The organism is Variovorax sp. Soil_C_26 (assembly GCF_057657075.1).
In genome coordinates this window covers 459,683-480,505 of the sequence record NZ_JBDGJC010000004.1, presented here as the reverse complement: position 1 = coordinate 480,505, position 20,823 = coordinate 459,683, and the positions used below count along the sequence as shown (strand labels likewise).

The window sequence follows — 20,823 nt, the reverse complement described above, 5'->3', positions numbered from 1 at the left end:
CTTTCGTCAGGGGCTGTGCACGAGGCCCGCGGCCTGCGGTGCGACCGCGGCCGAGCGGCTGCGGCGCCACGCCGCCGGCGGCGCACCGTACTCACGCCGGAACGCGCGGCTGAACGCCGTGTCGGTCTGGTAGCCGACGTTCTCGGCGATGTTCGCGAGCGGCGCATTGCTGCGGCTCAGCAGGTTGGCGGCCAGCAGCATGCGCCACTGCGTGAGGTATTGCATCGGCGAGCTGCCCACCAGGTGCTGGAAGCGCTCGGCCAGCACCGAGCGCGAGCTGCCGGCGGTGCGGGCCAGTTCGTCGAGCGTCCACGCATGGGCGGGGTTCTTGTGCAGCGCCTGGAGCGCGGCACCAACGATGCGGTCGCCCACGCCCGCGAGCCAGCCGGTGCTTCCTTCGGCCCGCTCGCTCATGCAGAGCCGCAACACTTCGATGAACAGCACTTCGGACAGCTTCGCCAGCACGGCCGCACCGCCCGGGCGCGGCGAGCGCGCCTCGCCGAGCGCATAGCGCACCGACGCCTCGAGCCAGGTGCCGGCGTGGGAGCCGCGCACATTGACGCGGACCAGCGAAGGAAGCCCCGCCAGCAGCAGGCGCGCAAGCCGCGCATCGCAGGCCAGGTAGCCGCACACGAGGCGCGTGGTGGCCCCGCCGCCGCCGTAGCAGAGCTGGCGCGGGCGGCGCGACAACACCTCCTCGAGCCGCCCGCCCGTGGCCGGCGGCAGCCCCGGCTGCGAGGCCATGCGGTGCGCGTCGCCCTGCGGAAAAAGGATCGCGTCGCCCGCGATCAGGTGCACCGGGGCTTCGCCCGCGAGCTCGACCCAGCAGTCGCCCTCGGTGATCAGGTGGAAGATCACCACGCGCTCGGCGCCCGGCTCGAGGATGGACGCGACCGAATCGGCGCGCGGCGACTGGTAGCACCAGGGCGCCGTGAATCGGGCATGGATGAAGATCGCCCCGACCAGGCGGACGACGCGCAAGGTTTCCGAGAGCGCGTCCATCAGACCTCCCCGACCTCGACCTGGAGCGTCAACGGCACCGCGAGCTGCAGCGCGGCCGACATCGGCGAGCAGCGATGGCTTTGTTCGACCAGCGTGCGCAGCCGCTCGGGTGGCACGTTGCCAGCGGCAGAGATCCGAACGCGCAGCGCCATGTCGAGCGGGCCGGCGTTCACCGCGTGGCCGTCGGCATCGGCCACGTCGAGCATGCCGCGCGCATCCGAATGGCTGTCGACCGACACCTCGAGCGTCTGCAACGCGATCTGCTGCTGCGCCGCACCCATGGCGATGCGCGTGGCGACGCACGATGCCACGCCGGCACGCAGCAGCCAGCCCGGGGTGACTGTGTCGCCGCCGCCGCCCAGCTCTTCGGGCATATCGGTCGCGGCGGCGGTACCGTTGGCATGCGCCGTGACCACCTTCAACCCCCCGGCCCAGCGCGCCACGGCCTGCGAGTCGGCGTGATGGCCCGCCTCGGGGCGCCGCCGCAGCACCGCTTCCATGCGCCGCAGCGCGGCCGCAACGTCTTGCTGTGCTGCCATGGGCTTCCTTCGCACCGGCATCGGTGAGGGGTGGTCGTCGAGAAATCATTCTGGGCGCGCCGCCGCGCGGTGTCCATCTCCGTTGCGTTCTATGACGATTGGCCGGCGCGGTGCAGGCCGGCGCACATGCGGACGATCGGTCAGGCCGCGCCGACGCGCAGGCAGGACGCCGCGCGCGCGCCGCGCGACATTGCGATTCCCACTCCCCATCACCACCACCAGGAACACGCACCATGAACGCACCCATCGATTTCAGTGCCATCAAGGGCCGCCAGATGACCGCATGGTCGAGCGGCGACTACGCCGTGATCGGCACCACGCTGCAGCTTGTCGGCGAGCAGCTCGCCGAAGCCTGCGACCTGCGCTTCGACGAGCGCGTGCTCGACGTCGCCGCCGGCAACGGCAATGCCACGCTCGCGGCGGCGCGGCGCGGCTGCCGCGTCACCTCGACCGACTACGTGGCCGCGCTGCTCGACCGCGGCGCCGAGCGCGCGCGCGCCGAGCGCCTGGAGGTGCAGTTCCAGCCTGCAGACGCGGAGGCGCTGCCCTTCGAGGACGCGAGCTTCGACGTCGTGCTGTCGACCTTCGGCGTGATGTTCACGCCCGACCACGCCACGGCCGCGGCCGAGCTGGCGCGCGTCTGCCGTCCGGGCGGGCGCATCGGCCTGGCGAACTGGACGCCCACCGGATTCATAGGCCAGCTGTTCAAGGTGCTGGGGCGCCATGTGCCGCCGCCGGCCGGCGTGCAGCCGCCGTCGCTCTGGGGCGTGGAGGCGCACCTGCAGAAACTCTTCGGCGAGCGCGCCGAGTCGATCGCGATCACGCCGCGCCAGTTCAACTTCCGCTACCGCTCGGCGGCGCATTTCATCGAGGTGTTCCGCACCTGGTACGGCCCGGTGCACAAGGCCTTTGCGGCGCTGCCGGCCGAGGGCGCCGCCGCGCTGGAGCAGGACCTGGCCGAACTGCTGAACGGCTGCAACCGCGCGGGTCCGGCCTCGTTGATCGTGCCCAGCGACTACGTCGAGGTGGTCGTCACGCGAAAGGCATCGCGCTAGGCGTGGAGCACCGCCCCTTTGAGCGCCTTGTCGACCTCCTTCTTCGGCCCGCGCAGCGCCAGCCCGACGAGGTCGGGCGCGTCGGCGGACTCGGCCAGGAAGGCGGCGCGGTTGGCCGCGTCGTGGCCGGTGCCGAACATCGCGCCGACGTACACGGCGCGCACGAGGTCGCGCTGGATCGCCTGCCGGTAGGCGCGCAGCAGCGTCTCGGCCGATGCGGCGAAGACGAGCACCGGCTCGCCGAGCAGGCGCGCATGGCTGCGGCCGGCCGCATCGACATACGGCTCGCCCATCGCATCGGGCGCGGCCGACGCGATGCCGGTCGCCACGAAGGCCGTCACGTTGAGCTTCTGCCAAACGGCGAGGTCCTCGCGCACGAGAATCGCCACCTTCGTCTCGAACACCATCTGCGCTGCTCCTGTCTTGTTCAGTGGCAGCGACTGTCGCAAGTTCAGTGCGCCGGGTCTGGAACGTTCGTGCAAATTCAGCACGCCCGGTAGGCGGCGGGCGCGAGGCCGTAGGCGCGGCGGAACCAGCGGCCCAGATGACTCTGGTCCGCGAAGCCGCAGTCCGCGGCCACCAGCGCCGGCGCCTGGCCCGTGCGCAGGCGCCGGCGCGCCTCGGTCAGGCGAAGCTGCACCAGGTAGGCATGCGGCGAGGTGCCGTAGGCGGCGCGAAACACGCGCGCGAGCGCGAAGCGGTCGCATGCGCCGGCCGCTTGGGCAAGCGCGTCGGCGCCCGGGTCGTCGGCGAGGGCCGAATGCAGCAGGTCCCGCGCGCGCCGCGCGATCGGGCTCGCCGGGCCGGGCGCGGCGCCAGCGTCTTCGTCGGGTGCAGGCCGCCCCAGGTGCGGCCGCAGCGCCGCGACCACGGCGTCGAGCGCCGCATCGCGCGCGAGCCGTTCGCGCGGGCGCGCCAGCACGGCGCCGGCATGGCGGATCGCCGCGCCGAGCCGCGGGTCGTCGCCCAACGTCGCGCGAAAGCCGATGCCGTCGTCCGGCACGCCGCCGAGTCCATCGCGCAGCCAGACCACCGGCAGGTACAGCATCGAATAGCTGAAACCGCCGCCGCCGGCCGCGCGCCCGTCGTGCAGCTCCCCAGGCTCGATCAGGATGACGCGGCCGGCCGTGCTCACGCGCCGCGCGCCGCGGCAGAAGAAGTCCTGGTGCCCGCTGTCGGTCACGCCGACGAGCCACTCGTCATGCCGATGCGGGTCGTAGGCATGGCCGAGAAAGCGCGCACGGATCGCCTCGACCCCGCTGTCGGGATCGCGCACGAGGCTCACCTGGTTCGATTGCATCCACTGCCCTTCGTCGTCGACCGCTACGGTGCCTGTTCGCCGCGGAAGCCGCCATTTTCAAGCTCAATCTGGCAAGGACCCTGAGGGCATTGCTTGCCGGACCCCGGTGGGTTGCCTAGACTCCTTGCCATGTCGTCCGCCCTTCTCGCCTTGACCCATGCCCATGCCGCGGCCAGCGTGCATGCGCGCGCCGGGTCGAAGGCGGGCCGCAGGAAACTCCCCGCACATCCCTAGGCCCGGCGGCCCGCTTCCCTCTCCCCTTTCTGCGCAACCATTCACCGCCGGGCACAAGTCCCGCGCGTTCGCGGCCGCTGCCCACCGGCAGGTCCGCACGAATGGAGTGCGTCCATGCATGCAACGATCCACGGCGAGCGCACGCTCACCCAACACGACTTCGCCCGCCTCGGCAAACTGCCGGGCGTCCATCTGCAGACCGCGCTGGCGGATCTGCTCGACAGTGCCGAACTGACTGACGCGCACGCCGTGCCGCCCGACCTCGTGACGATGAACGCGCGGGTCGAGATCGTCGACGTCCACACGCGGCGGCGCCAGACGCTCACCGTTTGCTATCCCGAGGATGCGAGCCCCTCGGCCGGCCTGATCTCGGTGCTCTCGCCGGTCGGGGGCAGCCTGCTCGGCCTGCGTGTCGGCGATACGGCCCGCTGGCAGACGCCGACGGGCGAGACCTGTGCTGCGGAGATCGTGGCCATCCTCTTTCAGCCCGAAGCCGAAGCCGACGCCGGGGCAGCCGGCAGCCACGCGGGCTAGCAGGTCCCACCCACGGCGAAACCGGTTCCCTCGTGGTGCCGAAGCGTGATTCATTTCACGAAAATGGTTGTATTCCATAACCACTCCAGCTGAAACCCGATTGAAACAAGGCGTACCACGGCATTAATATTTGTAAGCCAGAGCAGCCGGCACTCTGGTTTCATCTGCAAGCGCCGGCATTGGAGCGTCGAATGCCACTCTTGTTCTTGATGCGGCTGCAGCATGTGCAGCTTCCCGTCCGGGTCGCCCACCCAGAGGAGCTCCGGCACGTCTCGGTGCTCGTCGCCACGGGCCTGATCGAAGCGGAAGTCGCGGCCCTTCGGTCGACCGCACGCTATGCTGCGTCGCGCGTGGCCACGGTGGTCAGGATCACGGAGGCGGGGATGGCCGAGATCGCGAAGATGGGCGAGGTGCCCGGTTTCGTGAAGACCTCGATGCAGTTCGCGCGCGGGTTCCGTTTGATGTGACTCGCACGACGATGTCGATTCCGCCCGGGCTCGTTCGTCGTACAGGCAGAGGGTCTTCCTCTGCACTTCACAGGAGCACGCCACCATGGCAACCAGCACCATCCGTCTTCACCGCATCCTGCGCGCCCCGCCCGAGCGGATCTACCGTGCCTTCGTCGAACCCGGCGCCTTCGAGCGCTGGCTGCCGCCATTCGGCTTCACCGGCAAGGTCCACCAGATGGACCCGGTGGTCGGCGGGAGCTGGCGCATGTCGTTCACCAGCTTCGGCAGCGGCCAGGGCCATTCGTTCGGCGGCAAGTACCTCGAGCTGGTTCCGGGCCAGCGCGTTGCCTACGACGCACGCTTCGACGATCCGAACCTGCCGGGCACGATGAAGACGACGGTGACGCTCACCGCCGTGTCCTGCGGCACCGACATGGCGATCGTGCAGGAAGGCATTCCCGACGTGATTCCCGCGGAGATGTGCTACCTCGGGTGGCAGGAGTCGCTGGTCGCGCTGGCGCAGCTGGTCGAGCCCGAGATCCCGGGCTGAGCCGGCTGCGAGACGCACGTTATCCGGCGCCACCAGGCGGCGGCGGCCTACAAGGGCAGGTGGGAGGCGGTCCGTAGATTGCAGCCCTTCCGCCACGTCACTTGGAACGACACCATGCCCGGAGAACCCGCCTCTGCCGATTTCGCTGCCTGGATGGCCGCCGAGACCGCCGCCTATGCCGCCGTTCATGCGCTTCACCAGCGCTCGCAGGGCGGGCGTCTCGAGCTGCCCGCAAGCCGCATCGAGCAGATCGCCAAGCTGCGCAAGGAGGCCGACGTCCGCTTCGCGAGCCTGTGGTGCCAGCTCGGCACGCCGGCGCCCGACGCAGCCGTCGCCGCCGTGATGCCGGCGATCCCGGTGGCGCCCGTGGCCGAGCCGGTGCAGCCGCGGCGCATGCACCAGCGAAGCGCCCGACGCCGTTCCAGCGAAACGCGCCTCTTTCCCTGAGCCCCGAAAAGTGGCATGTTGTCTCCTCGTCCTGAGGAGCATCAGATGGCCACTGCCCGTTCGATCGCATCGCTGACGCTGGGCTTCGGCCTGGTGTCGATCCCGGTCCGCCTCTACTCGGCCACCGAAAGTGCCGCGACCGTGCACTTCAACCTGCTGTCGAAGGAAGGCGAGCGCGTCAAGCAGCAGTACGTGTCCGCCGGCGACCCGCAGAAGATCGTCCCGCGCTCGGAGATGGTGAAGGGCTACGAATTCGAGAAGGACCGGTACGTGATCTTCAGGCCCGAGGAGCTCAAGGCGCTCGAGGAAGGCGGAAGTCACCTGATCGACATCGTGGCCTTCATCCCCGCCGATGCGGTGGACCCGATCTACTACGACAAGCCCTACTACCTCGCACCCGACAAGCGCGGCGGCAAGCCGTACAACCTGCTCAAAAAGGCGATGCGCGAGAGCGGGCGCTGTGCGCTCGCCAAGTGGGCCTGGAAGTCGAAGCAGTACGTGGTGCAGGTGCGCGCGCTCGACGAGGGGCTGGTGCTCCAGCAGCTACTGTACGCGGACGAGGTGCGCTCGCTGGCCAACCTCGACATCGAGCAGCTGGAACCCAGCGCGTCCGAGCTCAAACTCGCGCTGCAGCTGATCGACCAGATATCGCAGGACAGCTACGACCCGACGCTGTTCGAAGACGAGGAGAAGAAGCGCATCCTCGCCGCCATCGACGCGAAGATCGCCGGCGAGGAGATCGTCGCCGCCGACCATCCTGAGGATGCGGGCACGGGCCAGGTGATCGACCTCGCCGAAATGCTCAAGGCCAGCCTCGCGCGCCGCCCGGGCGCCGATGCCAAGGCCGCGCCGCTGCGCAGCGTTCCGAGCAAGGCCAAGCGCGCGCCCAAGGCGCCCGAGAAGGCCGCTGCGGCCCCGGCACGCGTGCGCATGAAGAAGTGAACGCCTCGTCCGGGCCGTCGACGCCCTACACGCTGCGCGGCGTGGTCCAGCTGCTGGGCCTGTCGCGGCATGCCGTGAGCAAGCTGATCGAGCTCGGCTTCGTCGCGCCGGTGAAGACGCCCGGGGGAACCTGGCAGTTCTCGTTCCAGGACGTGGTGCTGCTGCGCTCGGCGCACGAACTGCGCGCGGCGCGCATCCCGACGCGGCAGATCCTGCGGTCGCTGCGGCAGCTCAAGGCCGGGCTTCCCGCGGAGATGCCGCTCGCGGGCCTGCGCATCAAGGCCGAGGGCGCCCGCGTCACGGTGCGCTCGTCCGATGCGCACTGGGAGCCCGACACCGGCCAGCTGGTGCTGGACCTGCGCATCGAGCCCGGTGCCGGTTCGGTGAGCTTCCTGTTCGCGCCGCAGGACCGCAGCGCCAGCAGTGCCACCATCGATCTCGATGCGCTCTTCGCGCGCGCGGAGGCGCTCGAGGCCACGGCACCGGCGGAGGCCGAATCGCTGTACCGGCAGATCCTCGTGCAGGACCCGGCCCATGCCCATGCCTACCTGAACCTCGGCTTCATGCTGTGCGAGGCAGGCCGCTGCGCCGAAGCCGCCGACCTCTACGAGGCGGGTGTGCGGCACTGCGGCGACGATCCGCTGATGCACTACAACCACGCGGTCGCGCTTGAGGGCGCGGGCCGGGTCGGCGATGCGCTGGCCAGCTACGAAAAAGCGCTGCAGCTGCAGCCCGACCTGGCGGATGCGCACCAGAACGCGGCGCTGCTCTACGCCGAGCTCGGGCACAAGCAGCTCGCGATCCGGCACTTCAGCGCGTTCCGGCGTCTTCAGGGCAAGGCGTAGATGCGGGCGTCGCTTCTTCCTACGCCCGGGGCAGCCGCTTCGCGCTAGGTTCGGCCACATCGATCCACTGCAAGGAGTTGAATCTTGGCCACTGGCGGCAGAACCCTCTGGAAGGGCGCGATCAGTTTCGGGCTGGTGCACATCCCCGTGGGCCTGCACACCGCGAGCACCGAGCAGGGCGTCGACTTCGACTGGCTCGACAAGCGCAGCATGGACCGCGTCGGCTACAAGCGCATCAACAAGCGCACCGGCAAGGAGATTGCCGCCGAGAACATCGTCAAGGGCGTCGAGTACGAGGACGGCAAATACGTCGTCGTCTCGCGCGAGGAGATCGAGGCGGCCTACCCGCGCACCACGCAGACCATCGAGATCCAGCGCTTCATCGACGCCAACGAGATTCCGTTCCTCTACCTCGAGCGGCCCTACTACGTCGCACCGGTCAACAAAGGGCACAAGGTCTACGCGCTGCTGCGCGAGGTCATGGTCAAGACCGGCAAGATCGGTCTCGCCAAGGTGGTGATCGCCACCAAGCAGCACCTGGCCGCGCTGGTGCCCGCGGGCGAGGTGCTCGTGCTGAACCTGCTGCGCTGGGGCGACGAGGTCAAGCCCGTCGAGGGCCTCGACCTGCCGCCCGCCGGCGTCAAAGCCGCCAGGATCACGCCCGCCGAAATGAAGATGGCCGAGCAGCTCGTGAAGGACATGAGCGGCACGTGGAAGCCCGAGGAATTCAAGGACGAGTTCAAGCACGCGGTCATGAAGGTCGTCGAGAAGAAGGTCAAGGCGGGCGACACCGAAACGGTGATCGAGCCCGAAGAAGAGGCACCGTCGCAAGGCGCCGAGGTCATCGACCTGACCGAGCTCCTGACCCGCAGCCTGCGCGGCGGCAAGGCCGCCCGGAAATCGGAGGCCGCGCCGGCGAAGAAGACAGCGGCCGCGAAGAAGACCGGTGCCGCCGCGAAGAAGGCCGCGGGCAAGAAGGCGCCGGCCTCGCGCCGCAAGGCGGCGTAGGTTTCCGCCGGTTGGTGTGGGGAGTCACACAGTTGCTGCGGCTTGTGCACGGTTGGTGAGCCGTTCCCACGATGTGCCGCTGTGCCGCTGTGCCGCTGTGCCGCTGTGCCGCTGTGCCGCTGTGCCGCTGTGCCGCTGTGCCGCTGTGCCTGACTCTCGAGCTCTGCGTGTCCGAGTAAGCCCTTCGTCGTAAGCGGGTTTCACCCGTTTACGCGGCGCGCGTACATGGGAAGGATTTGTTTTCTGAAAAATCAGATGGAGACGAAATGACCGTTACTCGGCGCCAGCTTGCCTTGTCCGCCTTTGGGACCGCCTTCCTTGCCGGATGTACAAGCGTTCCGACCATGCCACCTCCTGCAGTGTCTTCAGCCCGGCTGAGGCGCATCGCGCCAGCACTGAACGCGCAGGTCGGCGTCGGCACTTTTCCAGGCGCCGTGTCCCTTGTCTCGCACGAGGGAAAGCTTGTGCACCATGAGGCGGTTGGCTTTCTCGACGCTGCCAAGACCAAGCCCATGCCGCGCGACGCGATTTTCCGGCTCGCCTCCATGACCAAGCCGTTGACCTCCGTCGCCACAATGATGCTGACGGAGCAAGGTGTGCTGAAGCTCAACGACCCGGTCACGAACTGGTTGCCCGAACTCAAGGATCTCAAGGTCGAGACGCCGGCGGGCGACGTGCCGCTGGCCCGTCCGATCACCGTGCAAGACCTGCTCATGCATACGGCAGGCTTCGTCTACGGTCCAGCCAGCCCGTCGCCGCGCATCGGCAAGATGTACGCGGACCTGGGTATCGAATCGCTGGAAACCGACATCACCGGCGACGAGATGCTCAAACGCCTGGGCACCATCCCACTGGCGTACCAGCCAGGCACGACTTGGTTCTATTCGATTGCTACCGACGTGCTGGGCTTGCTGCTGGAGCGCGCGACCAAGAAACGTCTGGACGTGCTGATGCAGGAGATGCTGATCGGCCCGTTGGGCATGACCGACACCGCCTGGTGGGTGCCCCCGGCCAAACGCAGTCGTCTGGCAGAGGCGCTGGAAAGTGACGCGCAGAAGGCGTCGATGCTGCGTGCCTACCGCCACGACACCGACCCAGCGCCACGCACCTACCTCAAAGGCGGCGCCGGATTGGTTGGCACGGGCGCGGACTACCTGAAGTTCGCGCAGATGGTGCTGAACGGTGGAACCGACGGCCAGACCCGATACCTGTCGCGCAAGACCGTGGAATTCATGCTGTCCGACCATCTGATCGGCAAAGCCGGGGTGCCCAGTGCGACCACCGGCCCGGGATACGGTTTCGGGTTGGGATGGGGCGTTCGCCTCTACGACGGCGTGGGCTGGACGCCTGGCAGCGTGGGCGACGCAATGTGGGCCGGCGCCTGGGGAACGAGCTTCTGGATCGACCCGCGCGAGCAGCTGGTCGGCGTGCTGATGGCGCAATGCCCCTCCAACCGGATTCACACACGGATGTTGTACAAGAATCTGGTCTATGGGGCTGTGTCTTGACGGGTGGCAACCAGGCTACTCTGGTCGATAGCCTCGCGCAGGAAAGCGCATCGAGAGATGCGTAGGTCCGCTGCCCATAGCGGACATCGCGCTACGCATCAGTTTTGCAATCCTCCCGGCTATGCAAGCATGGTCGGCCGTTTTGACCCTGTCGCCCCCGGGGGACGCCGTCGTTCGAATAATCGCCCTTCTGGATAAGAGATCTCAAGATGCACATTGGAATCATTGGGTCGGGCAACATTGGCAGCACGCTCGCCCGCAACCTCAAGGCATTGGGCCACGAAGTGCTGATTGCGAACTCACGGGGTCCGGCAACGCTCGCGGCTTTCGCAGCCGAGACTGGGGTGGTCGCTGCGACGGTCGAGCAAGCATCAGGCGCTGCGGACTTGGTCATCATCGCCATCCCGCAATTGGCGGTCGCCGACCTTCCCCATGAAGTGCTGCGCAAGAACCCTGCTGTGGTCGTCGATGCAGGCAACTACTACCCCACCCGCGATGGTGTCGTGGCGCAGGTTGAGGAAGGGGCCACGGACAGCGAATGGATTTCTTCGGTGCTGGGCAGGCCCGTCGTCAAGGCCTTCAACAACATCCTGGCTGAGAGCTTGGCGACACGCGGCCACTCGGGTGGAAGCGCTGGACGCATTGCACTTTCAGTTGCCGGCGACAACACTGAAGCCAAGCACCTTGTACAAGGCGTCGTCCGCGAGTTGGGGTTCGATGCCATTGATGGCGGAACACTCGCTGAATCGTGGAGGCAGCAACCCGGAACCCCCGCGTACTGCAAAGACCTGAACGCCGCACAACTCAAAGAAGCATTGGCAAGCGCGAGCAAGACGGAGATACCGAGCTACAGAAAAGACGCTGATCGCGCCGCAGCACCATACCTGACGCCTTTCAAGGGCTGACGAGAGGCGTGACGGCCATTCGCGATGCCGCTCTGGCCGATCTTCTTCCGTGCATCCCGACAAATGGGTAGCCCGTCGACGGTTGTCAAACGAAACCGACAGCAACAGACCGGTCGCCGCAGCAGCCCGAGCCGCTACAGTCAGGCACGGCCGAGCGTTCCCCTGCCGGCAATCAAGCGCCCTGGTGCTCTGGCGTACCAACAAGGTGTGATGCAACCGCAACATGAGCCCGGTATTCCTGTTGCTCGTCCATGCAGATCCGCAGCAGGCCAAGCGCCTGCTGCGGCACCTCGCGCCGGTGGGGCGCTGCTTCGTCCATGTCGATGCCAAGGCCGATCTCTCAGCGTTCCAGGTCGCAGACCCCCATGTGGCGTTCGTGAACCAGCGCATCGATGTGCGCTGGGGCGCCATCTCTCAGGTGGAGGCCACCTTGCGGCTCATGCGCACGGCGCTGGCCACATGCGATCTGTCGCAGGTGAGCCATTTCGTGCTGCTCTCCGGAAGCTGCTATCCACTGCGTCCGATGGACGAGTTCCGCACCTATTTGCAGCAGCATGCGGGCACCAACTTCATCAAGCTGATGCCATTGGCGAGCACGCGCAAGCTGCATGAGCGCGTGCGTCACTTCTGGTTCTACGAGGACCTTCCGGTCGACGGGCGCAAGTTAACCGGCGTGCGGCTGCTGCGCGGCGTGCTGCAGTTTGCGGGCAAGCTCGGGCGCCGTTCGTTCCCGCTCATTCCCGCGTGGTACTTCGGCTCGCAATGGTGGGCGCTGACGCCCGAGGCCGCGGGCTACCTCGTGGGCCATCCGCAGCAAGAGGCCGTGAAGCGCTTCCTGCGGTTCTCCAAGGCACCCGACGAGATCTACTTCCACACGCTGCTCGCGAACTCGCCGCTGCAGCACACCGTGGAGCCTGTCAGCGGCAGCGGCGTCTGGGACGCGGCGAACCTGCACCTGATCGACCCGTCGCTGTCGCGCTGGTTCCAGGCCTGCGACTACGAGGAGGTCGTCGCGTCGGGGCGGTGGTTCGTGCGCAAGGTCGGCAGCGACATCTCGCGCGACCTCTGCGACCGCCTGGACAGCAATCTGGCCACGGCAACCGGCGAGCAGCGCGCGTAGCGGCGCCTCAGGGCCGCCGCTGCGCGCGGTGCGCGATCCATTCGTGGGCGCTTTGCCGCAGTGCCGCCTGCGCATCCTCGAAAGAGGGATGAACACCGAACATTGAAAGACGACACAACACGCTCGCCTGCCTGCGGATCTCGACCGTGGCGAGAACCGCGGACTCGGAGAGTGCCGCGACCTGGAAGTGCAGCGTGCATCCCTGGTATTCCTCGACCGGCTCCCGCTTCACACGCATCACCTCGGCAGCGACCGCAGCCATGGCTTACGGCCGGATGATCACCGTCGGAGGCTGGATCACGATGGCCGGCGGATGGACCACGACGCCGGGCGGCGGGTGGCCATAGGACGGCGCTTCATAGACGGGCTGCGGCGCAGGCTCCCTGCATTTGCGCTTCTCCTTGAAGCCGCCGTTCTTTTCGTACTTGCGCTCGACCTTGCAGTGCCCGTCCCAGTACGACTCCTTGTGCGGGGGGCCGCCATGCCGGCCCTTGCGGCCGTGGCCGCTCTCGTCCTTGTGGGGATCGGCGAGCGCGGGAGACATCACGGCGGCAAGCAGCAGCGCAATGCAGGACAAGGGACGGAGGCGATGGGTCATGGGCGCTTTGGATGTGATTTATTCCCATATATCCTACTCTCCGCGCGAACTTTCTTCTGCTCGATTGCCAGTATTTAGCCCTCCAGGCGCGGCATCCAGTCCTCGACGCCGCCCGAAACGACCCGCCGCCGGAACGTGGCGCGCCACCGTTCGGCCAGTACCGCCAGTTCGGCAGCGCGCGACCATTCGGCCGCGAAGCGCGCATCCCGCGAGAACAGCAGCGCGATCAGCCGCGACAGGGGCCAGTCGGGATGCGGCCGGGCGACCAGTTCGGCCTGCGCGCCCGCGTGCAGCCAGCCGGGTTCGAGCGTGCGGTAGTACCAACCGGTGCGGCCGCGCGACTGCATCTCGCGCGCCATGCCCGGCTCGCCGAAGCGCACGTCGAGCTTCCAGCAGGGCTGCCGTCCCTGGGACACCTGCACCAGCGCCTCGCCGAGGCGCACCACGTCGCCGATGCAGACGCTCGATTCGTCCCAGCCGCGCGTCGAGACGTTCTCGCCGAAAGCGCCCGCATGCGCCAGCAGATCGGCGCGCCGGCTCCACGACGCCCACTGCGCGTAGTGCTCGCGCGGGTAGTGGTGCAGCGCCTTCTCGGGGCCGCCATGGACGCGCAGGTCGGCCTGCGCGTCGCCCTGCAGGCCCGTGGCCGACAGCCACGCCCGCTCCTGCACCGGCGACTTGACGATGCCGCTGGGCCGGCCGTCCGGCAGCGGCGCCACCGGGCCGGCCAGCAGCGCATCGATCACCGTGGGGCCGAGAGCCGTCATCGGGCGTCCTCCGCAGGGCAGCCCGCGCCATCCGCCGGCCGCGCGGCCAGCGCCGCTGGCGCCGTCTCGGCCACGAGCTGGCCGATGGCCGCGCCGAGCGCCATGTCGTCGAGCACGCCGAAGTGGCTCATCCGGATGCGGCCTTGCCGATCGATCAGCACGCTGCTCGGCGTGCCCTGCAACTGGTACTCGCGCATGGTCGCGGGGATGCTGCCGCGCGCGGGCGTGTCGATGCCGATCGGGAAGATGTAGCGGTACTCGCGCACGAAGGCGGCGAGCGCCGCAGGGGTCATCACCTCGTGGTGCTCGAACACCGTGTGCAGGCCGATGACGGCCACCTGATCGGCGTCGAACAGCTGCCGCGTCTTCTTTGCCTGCGGCAGGCCATGCGTCGCGCAGGCCGGGCAGAGCATCTGGAACGCATGCAGCACCACCACCCGGCCGCGCAGCGACGCCAGCGTGAGAGGTGCGTCGGTGTTGAGCCATTGGGCGACTTCCCATTCGGGCGCCGGGGCAAAGCTGTGGTTCGGCATGTCGGATGCTCCAGGTGAGAAGAAAAGGTCAGGCAACGCCGGTGCGCAGCTTGACCGACGGGAAATCAAGCGGCACGTCGAACGCGACATTCACATAGTTGGTGAAGAGGTTCAAGGCCACGTGCGCGAGGATCTCCACGATCTGGCCGTCGTCGAAGCCCACGTCGCGCAGCGTCTGCACGTCGGCCGCCGAGACCTGGCCGCGCGCCTCGACGAGCTGCAGCGCGAAGCGCAGCGCGGCCGCGGTGCGCGGGTCCGACGATTCGCCGGCCTGGGCCGCCGCCATCTCCGCCGCCGACACGCCGGCCTTGCGCCCGAGCGCGGTATGGGCGGCCAGGCAGTAGTGGCAGGCGTTGCGGTCGGCGACGGCCACCGCGATCTGTTCGCCGAGCTGCGGCGGGATCGCACCACCGCCGAGTGCGCCGAACGCACCCCACATGCTCTGCAGCGCCGCCGGCGAATTGGCGACCGCGCGGAACATGTTGGGCGTGGCGCCGAATGCGCCGTGGATCTGCGCCAGCAGGTCCTTGGCGGCACCGGAGGCTTCGGCGGGGTTCACGAGGGGAATGCGGGACATGGGATTTCCTTTGAAGAGTGGATCGGAGAAGCCAGTGTCTTCGCGTTCGCCGTATGATATGGCTCGTTTCGTCGGAACAACATACCTTTTCGTCCACGTACGCACCATGCTCCCACCCATCGACCGGCTCTCCGCCCTGCTCGAGCGCTTCCATGTGCGGGCTCACCTGTTCCATGCCGGCCCGCTATGCGGCACCACGAAATTCGTGGCCGAGCCGGGCCGCGGCTTTCTGCATGTGCTGCGCCGCGGCGAAATGGTGGTGACGCATTCGTCGCGTGCCGGCGTGCCGCGCCGCGTGATGGTGAAGGAGCCGACGCTGCTCTTCTATCCGCGCCCGCTCGCGCACGACTTCCACAACGCGCCTTCGGAAGGCTCCGACTTCGTCTGCGCCACGCTCGCCTTCGATGGCGGCGACATGCATCCGCTCGCGCGCGCACTGCCGCCGCTGGTACGGCTTCCGCTGCGCTCGGTGGAGGGGCTCGAGCAGTCTCTGGCACTGCTGTTCGCCGAGACCGGCCGCGTGCTGTGCGGCCATCGCCTGCTCGCCGACCGGCTGTTCGAGGTAGTGCTGATCCAGCTGATGCGCTGGCTGCTCGACCATCCGCACGAAAGCGACATGCCGCCGGGCCTGCTCACCGGCCTCGGCGATCCGGCGCTCGCGCGCGTGCTGGTGGCCCTGCACGAGCGCCCCGGTGACGCCTGGACGCTCGAGCGCATGGCGCGCGAGGCCGGCCTGTCACGCAGCGCGTTCGCCGAGCGCTTCAAGGCCGTGGTGGGCGCCACGCCCGCGGACTACCTGGCCCACTGGCGCCTGTCGATCGCGCAGGCCGAGCTGCGCCGCGGCGCCTCGATCAAGACCATCGCCGACACGCTCGGCTATGCCAATGCGTCGGCGTTGTCGCGAGTGTTCGCGCAGAAGATCGGCATGTCGCCGCGCGAGTGGCTCGCCACCCGCGACTGAAAACGGCCGGCAGCTAGCGAACCCGCGCCACGCTGTCCTGCAGGCTGCTGCGCAGCGCGAGCTTGCGCACGACGGCCGAGAACGCGCGCGTCGCTGCCGCATCGCGCGCGGCCGGCGACCACAGCATGCCCGGCGTGCGCACGGGCGTGGGGCTCTCGAGCCGGACCACGACGAGCCCCGAGAGCGGGTTCACCACGTTGGCGGCCACGATCGAGGCGAGCTGCGTCTTGGCGACGAGGTCCATCATCGGCGCCAGCGTGTTGATCTCGGCCACCACGTGCGGCGCTGCGCCGCACGAGCGAAAGCACTCGTCGAGCATCTGGCGCGTGGCGAAGCTGGCCGGCAACAGCGCCATCGGCAGGCGGTGCAGCTCCACCATGCGCACGCGCTTGCGCCGCGCGAGCGGATGCTTCTTCGCCACCACCAGCACCATCTCCTCGTTGTAGAGCGGCTCGAACTGCAGCGGCCCCGGCACGGCCGGCCGGTAGGCGATGCCGAGGTCGAGCGTGCGCTCGGCGAGGCGCGCGGCGATCTGGTCGGCCGACAGTTCCTCGACCACCACCTTCACCTGCGGATGGCGCGCATGGAAGCTGGCGATGCAGTCGGGGATGAAGCCGAGGTTGAAGGTGTGCGTCGAGCCCACGCGCAGTTCGCCCGCCACTTCAGAGCGGTCCTGGCGCAGCGCGCCGAGCCCGAGGTCGATCTCGTGCAGGGCCTTGGTGCAGTAGTGCAGGAACTCGTCGCCCGCGTCGGTCAGCGCCACGCGCTTGCCCGCGCGGTCGAAGAGCGGCGTGCCGAGCTCTTCCTCGAGCTGCTTGATCTGGTGCGACAGCGTCGACTGCGTCACGTGCAGGCGCTCGGCCGCGCGCGTGAAGTTGAGCGAGCCCGCAAGGGCGATGAAGTAGCGCAGGTGCCTCAGTTCCATGGCCTTGCCCGGGTGCGTTGATCGATGGCATCGATGGTAACGATGGAAAACAATCATTTTCCGAACCCGCGGCCGCCGCCTAGAGTTCGCGCACCCCACAACAACGACAGGAGACGACCCGGTGCATCAAGTCCTCAGCGGCATCAAGGTGCTGGAGCAAGGCACGTTCATCACGGGGCCGGCCGCGGGCATGTTCCTCGCCGACCTGGGCGCCGAGGTGGTCAAGATCGAGCAGCCTGGCGCGGGCGATCCGTTTCGCGCATTTCGCGGCGGCCTCTACAGCCCGCACTTCCAGACCTACAACCGCAACAAGCGCAGCATCACGCTCAACCCCAAGCTGCCTGCCGACGCGGCCGTGTTCGACGAGCTGGTGAAGGACGCCGACGTCTACATCCAGAACTTCCGCCCCGGCGCGGCCGATCGATTGGGCGCGGGCGAGTCGCGGCTGCGCGCGCTCAACCCGCGGCTCGTGTATTGCGCGATCAGCGGCTTCGGGCAGACCGGCCCCGCCGCTGGCCGCCCGGCCTACGACACCGTGGCCCAGGCCGCGAGCGGCTTCCTGAAGCTGCTGGTGAACCCGGCCAACCCGCGCGTGGTGGGGCCCGCGCTCGCCGACGCCATGACGGGCTTCTATGCCGCCTATGGCGTGCTCGGCGCACTGGTCGAGCGCGGCCGCACCGGCCAGGGGCGCTCGGTCGAGGTATCGATGCTCGAGGCGATGTGCCACTTCAACCTCGACGCGTTCACGCACTACTTCTCGGAGAGCGAGGTCATGGGCCCGTTCAGCCGGCCCAGCGTTTCGCAGTCGTATGTGCTCGAGTGCGCCGACGGGCTCTGGATCGCGCTGCACATGTCCTCGCCGGAGAAGTTCTGGCAGGGGCTGGCCAATGCGATCGAGCGCCCGCGCCTGTTCGCCGATGCGCGCTTCGCGTCACGCGAGGCCCGCATTGCGCACCAGGAGGACCTGATCGCGCTGCTCGGCGAGCTGTTTCGCCAGCGCCCGCGCGCGAGCTGGTGCGCACGGCTCGAGGCCGAGGACGTGCCGCATGCGCCGATGTACGACACGCGCGAGGCGATGGAAGACCCGCAGGCGCTGCACCTGCAGCTGCAGGTGAGCGCGCCGCATCCCGAGGGCGGCGAGTGGCACACCATCCGCTCGCCCGTGAGCTTCGACGGCGAACGCGCGCTCGAGGTCACCGCCCCGCCGGTGCTTGGGGCGGACAACGCGGCGATTGTCGATCCCATCCGCCATCGACTCGGCCAGGCCGGCAGCGCCGCCGGCTGACATTTCAAGAGAACCAGGAGACAAGCCCGATGACCCCATCGAACGAAGACGAGCTGACGCAGGCCGTGCTGCAGCGGCTCGAGGGCGCGAGCGACGCGCGCTTCGCGCAGGTGATGCGCTCGCTCATCACGCACCTGCATGCCTTCATCCGCGAGGTGGACCTGAAGCCCGACGAGTGGATGCAGGGCATCGAATTCTTGACCGCGACCGGGCAGGCCTGCACCGACCGCCGCCAGGAGTTCATCCTGCTGTCGGACACGCTGGGCGCCTCGATGATGGTGGTGATCCTCGACCAGCTGCGCGCCGCGGCCGGCAAGCGCAGCCGTGCCACCGATGCCACAGAGATCAGCGAGGCCACGCACGCCACCGTGCAGGGTCCGTTCTACTGGGAGGGCGCGCCCGACTTGCCGCTCGGCGCCGACGTGGCGCAGGGCGCGCGCGGGGAGCCCACCTTCTACAGCGGCCGCGTCACCGACACCCAAGGCCGCCCGATCGAGGGCGCGCTGCTCGACATCTGGTCGGGCGACGGCGAAGGCGTCTACGACATGCAGGTCGAGGGCGCGACCATGTCCGCGCGCGGCCGCATCCGCACCGACCACGAGGGCCGCTACTGGTTCTGGTCGATCCGGCCGACCTTCTATCCGATCCCGGTCGATGGCCCAGTGGGACGCATGCTCGATGCGATGGGCCGGCATCCCAACCGCCCGGGCCACATCCACATGATGGTCTCGGCGCCCAACCATGTGCCCGTGACCACGCACCTGTTCGTCGCGGGCAGCCCCTACATCGAGTCCGACGCGGTGTTCGGCGTGCGCCCGCGGCTCATCGTCGATTTCGAGGCCCACCCCGCGGGCCGCGGGCCCGACGGCCGGCTGCTGGAGACGCCCTACTGGTCGGCGCACTACGACTTCCGCCTCGAACCTCGCCACGCCTGAAGGAACCCGCCATGAAGATCGGAAAATCCACCGTCCCGCGCAGCGCCATCTGCACCTCGGACGAACACACCATCGTCGTACGCGGCCAGGACCTGTGCCGCGACCTCATCGGCCAGCTGTCGTTCGCCGACTACTTCTTCCTGCTGCTGACCGGCCGCCGTCCCGACGCCGCGTGCAGCGCGGTGCTCAATGCCACGCTGGTCGCGATCGCCGAACACGGCCTGGTGCCGAGCGTGCAGGCCAGCCGCATGACCTTCGCGGCGGCACCCGACGCGCTGCAGGGTGCGGTGGCAGCCGGCATCCTCGGCTGCGGCTCGGTCATCCTTGGCGCCTCCGAGACGGCCGGGCGCCTGTTCGTCGACGTGGCGGCGCGCACCGACGAAGGTACGACGCTCGAGGACGCCGCCGCCGAAGCGATCGGCCGGCTCAAGGCGGCGCGCGCCGCGATCCCGGGCTACGGCCATCCGCTGCACAAGGCGCGCGACCCGCGCGTCGACCGGCTGATCGAGGTGGCGGCCGAAGCCGGCGCCGACCTGCGCTACGTGCGCATTGCGCAGGCGCTCGAAGACGCGATCCCGGGCATCGTCGGCAAGGACCTGCGCATGAACGTCTCGGCCGCGATTCCCGCGGTGCTGCTCGGCGTGGGCTTTCCGGTCGCGTCGCTGCGCGGCGTGCCGATCCTTGCGCGCACCGCGGGCCTGATCGCCCACCTCGCGGAAGAAGCAGAGACACCGAGCGGCTTCGCGCTCTCCTACCAGGCCACGCGCGAGCTGCAGTACGACGGCACGCTGCCCGCCGGCTTCGGGGAGGCGGCATGAAGCGCCGCGCGCTCGTGGCGGCGGCGGCGCTGGCCGCCACGCTCCCGGTGCCGCACGGCATGGCCTGGGCCCAGGCGGGCGGCGATGCGCGGCCGATCAAGCTCATCGTGCCGTTCGCGGCCGGCACCTCGACCGACATCGTGGGCCGCGTGCTGGCCGATGCGCTCGGGCGCCAACTCTCGCAGGCCGTGGTCGTGGACAACCGGCCCGGCGCCGGCGGTGCCATCGGCAGCGAGCTGGCGGTGCGCTCGGGCGCCGATGGCCACACGCTGCTGCTCGGCACGGTCGGCACGCACGCAATCAACGCATCGCTCTACAAGCGGCTCGGCTACAGCCCGCAGCGCGACTTCGTGCCGCTCGGCTTCGTCGGTGCCACGCCGACGCTGCTGGTGGTCGCGGCCGCGGCGCCGTGGAAGAGCGTGGCGGACCTGCGCCAGGCGAGCGGCAAGTCGGTGAGCTTCGCCTCGGCCGGAAACGGAACCTCGGGCCACCTCGCGGGCGAGCTGCTCAACCTGCGCCTCGGCAAGGACTTCGTGCACGTGCCCTACCGCGACGGCAACCAGGCGCTCAACGAAGTGATCGCGGGCAACGTGCAGTTCATGTTCTATCACCCGGCCGCCGTGCTGCCGCAGGTGCGCGCGGGCACGCTGCGCGCGCTCGGTGCATCGAGCGCGAAACGCAGCGCGGCCGCGCCCGAGGTGCCCACGCTCGCCGAGCAGGGCATCGCCGACTTCGACCTGGTCGCGTGGTTCATGTTGTATGCGCCCGCCGCGATGCCCGCCGCGCAGCGCGAGCGGCTGCGCGAGGCGGCGCAGGCGGTGCTGGCCCAGCCCGAGGTGCAGCGCCGGCTCGCGGCCCAGGGCATCGAGCCCGCCGCCATGGACAGCGTGGAGATGAGCGCCTTCGCGACGGCCGAGATCGCGAAATGGGGCGAGGCCGTGCGCCGCTCGGGTGCGCAGGTCGATTGACGCGTACGGCACCGAGAT

At 68.9% G+C, this 20,823-nt stretch carries 26 protein-coding genes; 16 read left to right on the top strand and 10 right to left on the bottom strand.

Going from position 1 to position 20,823, the window contains the following annotated elements:
- Positions 1–6: 6 nt before the first annotated feature.
- Both AC3A6G_RS14990 and AC3A6G_RS14985 read right to left on the bottom strand, forming a co-directional pair.
- Entirely contained in the window at positions 7–1,002 is a 996-nt protein-coding gene (locus tag AC3A6G_RS14990) for an AraC family transcriptional regulator (RefSeq protein WP_487860119.1), read from the bottom strand.
- Positions 1,002–1,541, bottom strand: a complete 540-nt coding sequence (locus AC3A6G_RS14985; RefSeq protein WP_487860120.1) for an OsmC family protein — start codon at positions 1,539–1,541, stop codon at positions 1,002–1,004. The genes AC3A6G_RS14990 and AC3A6G_RS14985 overlap by 1 nt, the downstream gene beginning before the upstream one ends.
- Before the next feature lie 233 nt (positions 1,542–1,774).
- Here AC3A6G_RS14985 and AC3A6G_RS14980 point away from each other — a divergent pair, with 233 nt between their 5' ends.
- On the top strand, positions 1,775–2,596 hold the full coding sequence (locus AC3A6G_RS14980; RefSeq protein ID WP_487860121.1) for a class I SAM-dependent methyltransferase: 822 nt from the start codon (positions 1,775–1,777) through the stop codon (positions 2,594–2,596).
- On the opposite strand, the gene AC3A6G_RS14975 is transcribed toward AC3A6G_RS14980, so the two are convergent.
- Entirely contained in the window at positions 2,593–3,000 is a 408-nt protein-coding gene (locus AC3A6G_RS14975) for a DUF2000 family protein (protein ID WP_487860599.1), read from the bottom strand. The genes AC3A6G_RS14980 and AC3A6G_RS14975 overlap by 4 nt on opposite strands.
- 80 nt (positions 3,001–3,080) lie before the next feature.
- Positions 3,081–3,896, bottom strand: coding sequence for an AraC family transcriptional regulator (locus AC3A6G_RS14970; RefSeq protein ID WP_487860122.1), 816 nt, complete (start codon positions 3,894–3,896; stop codon positions 3,081–3,083).
- Between the two features lie 348 nt (positions 3,897–4,244).
- Between AC3A6G_RS14970 and AC3A6G_RS14965 the strand changes: the two genes are divergently transcribed.
- The 10 genes from AC3A6G_RS14965 (at position 4,245) to AC3A6G_RS14920 (ending at position 12,438) form a co-directional block, all read left to right on the top strand.
- A complete protein-coding gene (locus AC3A6G_RS14965) occupies positions 4,245–4,664 on the top strand; it encodes a GreA/GreB family elongation factor (protein ID WP_487860123.1) in 420 nt (139 codons plus the stop codon).
- Between the two features lie 191 nt (positions 4,665–4,855).
- Positions 4,856–5,131, top strand: coding sequence for a hypothetical protein (locus AC3A6G_RS14960; RefSeq protein ID WP_487860124.1), 276 nt, complete (start codon positions 4,856–4,858; stop codon positions 5,129–5,131).
- 85 nt (positions 5,132–5,216) lie between these two features.
- The gene (locus AC3A6G_RS14955) at positions 5,217–5,663 is read left to right on the top strand and encodes an SRPBCC family protein (protein WP_487860125.1); all 447 of its coding nucleotides are present in this window, start codon (positions 5,217–5,219) and stop codon (positions 5,661–5,663) included.
- A gap of 114 nt (positions 5,664–5,777) precedes the next feature.
- Positions 5,778–6,110, top strand: a complete 333-nt coding sequence (locus AC3A6G_RS14950; protein ID WP_487860126.1) for a hypothetical protein — start codon at positions 5,778–5,780, stop codon at positions 6,108–6,110.
- Positions 6,111–6,155: 45 nt separating this feature from the next.
- Positions 6,156–7,052, top strand: coding sequence for a non-homologous end joining protein Ku (ku, locus tag AC3A6G_RS14945; protein WP_487860127.1), 897 nt, complete (start codon positions 6,156–6,158; stop codon positions 7,050–7,052).
- Entirely contained in the window at positions 7,049–7,897 is an 849-nt protein-coding gene (locus tag AC3A6G_RS14940) for a tetratricopeptide repeat protein (RefSeq protein ID WP_487860128.1), read from the top strand. The genes ku (AC3A6G_RS14945) and AC3A6G_RS14940 overlap by 4 nt, the downstream gene beginning before the upstream one ends.
- 84 nt (positions 7,898–7,981) lie before the next feature.
- Positions 7,982–8,905, top strand: coding sequence for a non-homologous end joining protein Ku (ku, locus tag AC3A6G_RS14935; RefSeq protein WP_487860129.1), 924 nt, complete (start codon positions 7,982–7,984; stop codon positions 8,903–8,905).
- Positions 8,906–9,171: 266 nt separating this feature from the next.
- Positions 9,172–10,413 carry a serine hydrolase domain-containing protein gene (locus AC3A6G_RS14930; protein WP_487873932.1) on the top strand — a complete coding sequence of 414 codons (1,242 nt, stop codon included), beginning with the start codon at positions 9,172–9,174 and terminating at the stop codon, positions 10,411–10,413.
- Positions 10,414–10,607: 194 nt separating this feature from the next.
- Positions 10,608–11,318 (top strand): NADPH-dependent F420 reductase, encoded by a 711-nt coding sequence (locus AC3A6G_RS14925; protein ID WP_487860600.1) that lies wholly within the window; start codon positions 10,608–10,610, stop codon positions 11,316–11,318.
- A gap of 223 nt (positions 11,319–11,541) precedes the next feature.
- Complete coding sequence (locus tag AC3A6G_RS14920) at positions 11,542–12,438, top strand: beta-1,6-N-acetylglucosaminyltransferase (protein WP_487865522.1); 897 nt, start codon at positions 11,542–11,544, stop codon at positions 12,436–12,438.
- 7 nt (positions 12,439–12,445) lie between these two features.
- Here AC3A6G_RS14920 and AC3A6G_RS14915 read toward each other — a convergent pair whose 3' ends face one another.
- The 5 genes from AC3A6G_RS14915 to AC3A6G_RS14895 form a co-directional block, all read right to left on the bottom strand.
- Entirely contained in the window at positions 12,446–12,700 is a 255-nt protein-coding gene (locus tag AC3A6G_RS14915) for a hypothetical protein (protein ID WP_487860133.1), read from the bottom strand.
- A 3-nt stretch (positions 12,701–12,703) separates the two neighbouring features.
- Positions 12,704–13,036 carry a hypothetical protein gene (locus AC3A6G_RS14910; protein ID WP_487865521.1) on the bottom strand — a complete coding sequence of 111 codons (333 nt, stop codon included), beginning with the start codon at positions 13,034–13,036 and terminating at the stop codon, positions 12,704–12,706.
- A 74-nt stretch (positions 13,037–13,110) separates the two neighbouring features.
- The gene (locus tag AC3A6G_RS14905; protein WP_487860135.1) at positions 13,111–13,803 is read right to left on the bottom strand and encodes an MOSC domain-containing protein; all 693 of its coding nucleotides are present in this window, start codon (positions 13,801–13,803) and stop codon (positions 13,111–13,113) included.
- The gene (locus AC3A6G_RS14900) at positions 13,800–14,336 is read right to left on the bottom strand and encodes a redoxin domain-containing protein (protein ID WP_487860136.1); all 537 of its coding nucleotides are present in this window, start codon (positions 14,334–14,336) and stop codon (positions 13,800–13,802) included. Before AC3A6G_RS14900 ends, AC3A6G_RS14905 begins: the two co-directional genes overlap by 4 nt.
- A 28-nt stretch (positions 14,337–14,364) precedes the next feature.
- Positions 14,365–14,913 carry a carboxymuconolactone decarboxylase family protein gene (locus AC3A6G_RS14895; protein ID WP_487860137.1) on the bottom strand — a complete coding sequence of 183 codons (549 nt, stop codon included), beginning with the start codon at positions 14,911–14,913 and terminating at the stop codon, positions 14,365–14,367.
- Between the two features lie 106 nt (positions 14,914–15,019).
- Here AC3A6G_RS14895 and AC3A6G_RS14890 point away from each other — a divergent pair, with 106 nt between their 5' ends.
- On the top strand, positions 15,020–15,874 hold the full coding sequence (locus AC3A6G_RS14890) for an AraC family transcriptional regulator (protein ID WP_487860138.1): 855 nt from the start codon (positions 15,020–15,022) through the stop codon (positions 15,872–15,874).
- A 13-nt stretch (positions 15,875–15,887) separates the two neighbouring features.
- On the opposite strand, the gene AC3A6G_RS14885 is transcribed toward AC3A6G_RS14890, so the two are convergent.
- Positions 15,888–16,799: a LysR substrate-binding domain-containing protein gene (locus AC3A6G_RS14885; RefSeq protein ID WP_487860139.1), complete on the bottom strand. Its 912-nt coding sequence runs from the start codon at positions 16,797–16,799 to the stop codon at positions 15,888–15,890.
- 121 nt (positions 16,800–16,920) lie between these two features.
- On the opposite strand from AC3A6G_RS14885, the gene AC3A6G_RS14880 reads away from it, so the two are divergent.
- From AC3A6G_RS14880 to AC3A6G_RS14865, 4 genes are read left to right on the top strand one after another with little or no spacing between them, the layout of a single operon-like run.
- Complete coding sequence (locus AC3A6G_RS14880) at positions 16,921–18,084, top strand: CaiB/BaiF CoA transferase family protein (protein WP_487860140.1); 1,164 nt, start codon at positions 16,921–16,923, stop codon at positions 18,082–18,084.
- A 29-nt stretch (positions 18,085–18,113) separates the two neighbouring features.
- Complete coding sequence (locus AC3A6G_RS14875) at positions 18,114–19,019, top strand: dioxygenase family protein (protein WP_487860141.1); 906 nt, start codon at positions 18,114–18,116, stop codon at positions 19,017–19,019.
- An 11-nt stretch (positions 19,020–19,030) separates the two neighbouring features.
- Complete coding sequence (locus tag AC3A6G_RS14870) at positions 19,031–19,837, top strand: citryl-CoA lyase (protein ID WP_487860142.1); 807 nt, start codon at positions 19,031–19,033, stop codon at positions 19,835–19,837.
- A complete protein-coding gene (locus tag AC3A6G_RS14865; protein WP_487860143.1) occupies positions 19,834–20,805 on the top strand; it encodes a Bug family tripartite tricarboxylate transporter substrate binding protein in 972 nt (323 codons plus the stop codon). Before AC3A6G_RS14870 ends, AC3A6G_RS14865 begins: the two co-directional genes overlap by 4 nt.
- The last annotated feature ends 18 nt before the right edge of the window (positions 20,806–20,823 follow it).

Excerpts from the sequence above, each read along its gene's own strand:
- AC3A6G_RS14990 (WP_487860119.1), bottom strand. The coding sequence starts at position 1,002 with ATGGACGCGCTCTCGGAAACCTTGCGCGTCGTCCGCCTGGTCGGGGCG.
- AC3A6G_RS14985 (WP_487860120.1), bottom strand. The coding sequence starts at position 1,541 with ATGGCAGCACAGCAAGACGTTGCGGCCGCGCTGCGGCGCATGGAAGCG.
- AC3A6G_RS14980 (WP_487860121.1), top strand. The coding sequence starts at position 1,775 with ATGAACGCACCCATCGATTTCAGTGCCATCAAGGGCCGCCAGATGACC.
- AC3A6G_RS14970 (WP_487860122.1), bottom strand. The coding sequence starts at position 3,896 with ATGCAATCGAACCAGGTGAGCCTCGTGCGCGATCCCGACAGCGGGGTC.
- AC3A6G_RS14965 (WP_487860123.1), top strand. The coding sequence starts at position 4,245 with ATGCATGCAACGATCCACGGCGAGCGCACGCTCACCCAACACGACTTC.
- AC3A6G_RS14960 (WP_487860124.1), top strand. The coding sequence starts at position 4,856 with ATGCCACTCTTGTTCTTGATGCGGCTGCAGCATGTGCAGCTTCCCGTC.
- AC3A6G_RS14955 (WP_487860125.1), top strand. The coding sequence starts at position 5,217 with ATGGCAACCAGCACCATCCGTCTTCACCGCATCCTGCGCGCCCCGCCC.
- AC3A6G_RS14950 (WP_487860126.1), top strand. The coding sequence starts at position 5,778 with ATGCCCGGAGAACCCGCCTCTGCCGATTTCGCTGCCTGGATGGCCGCC.
- ku (WP_487860127.1), top strand. The coding sequence starts at position 6,156 with ATGGCCACTGCCCGTTCGATCGCATCGCTGACGCTGGGCTTCGGCCTG.
- AC3A6G_RS14930 (WP_487873932.1), top strand. The coding sequence starts at position 9,172 with ATGACCGTTACTCGGCGCCAGCTTGCCTTGTCCGCCTTTGGGACCGCC.
- AC3A6G_RS14920 (WP_487865522.1), top strand. The coding sequence starts at position 11,542 with ATGAGCCCGGTATTCCTGTTGCTCGTCCATGCAGATCCGCAGCAGGCC.
- AC3A6G_RS14915 (WP_487860133.1), bottom strand. The coding sequence starts at position 12,700 with ATGGCTGCGGTCGCTGCCGAGGTGATGCGTGTGAAGCGGGAGCCGGTC.
- AC3A6G_RS14910 (WP_487865521.1), bottom strand. The coding sequence starts at position 13,036 with ATGACCCATCGCCTCCGTCCCTTGTCCTGCATTGCGCTGCTGCTTGCC.
- AC3A6G_RS14905 (WP_487860135.1), bottom strand. The coding sequence starts at position 13,803 with ATGACGGCTCTCGGCCCCACGGTGATCGATGCGCTGCTGGCCGGCCCG.
- AC3A6G_RS14900 (WP_487860136.1), bottom strand. The coding sequence starts at position 14,336 with ATGCCGAACCACAGCTTTGCCCCGGCGCCCGAATGGGAAGTCGCCCAA.
- AC3A6G_RS14895 (WP_487860137.1), bottom strand. The coding sequence starts at position 14,913 with ATGTCCCGCATTCCCCTCGTGAACCCCGCCGAAGCCTCCGGTGCCGCC.
- AC3A6G_RS14890 (WP_487860138.1), top strand. The coding sequence starts at position 15,020 with ATGCTCCCACCCATCGACCGGCTCTCCGCCCTGCTCGAGCGCTTCCAT.
- AC3A6G_RS14885 (WP_487860139.1), bottom strand. The coding sequence starts at position 16,799 with ATGGAACTGAGGCACCTGCGCTACTTCATCGCCCTTGCGGGCTCGCTC.
- AC3A6G_RS14875 (WP_487860141.1), top strand. The coding sequence starts at position 18,114 with ATGACCCCATCGAACGAAGACGAGCTGACGCAGGCCGTGCTGCAGCGG.
- AC3A6G_RS14870 (WP_487860142.1), top strand. The coding sequence starts at position 19,031 with ATGAAGATCGGAAAATCCACCGTCCCGCGCAGCGCCATCTGCACCTCG.
- AC3A6G_RS14865 (WP_487860143.1), top strand. The coding sequence starts at position 19,834 with ATGAAGCGCCGCGCGCTCGTGGCGGCGGCGGCGCTGGCCGCCACGCTC.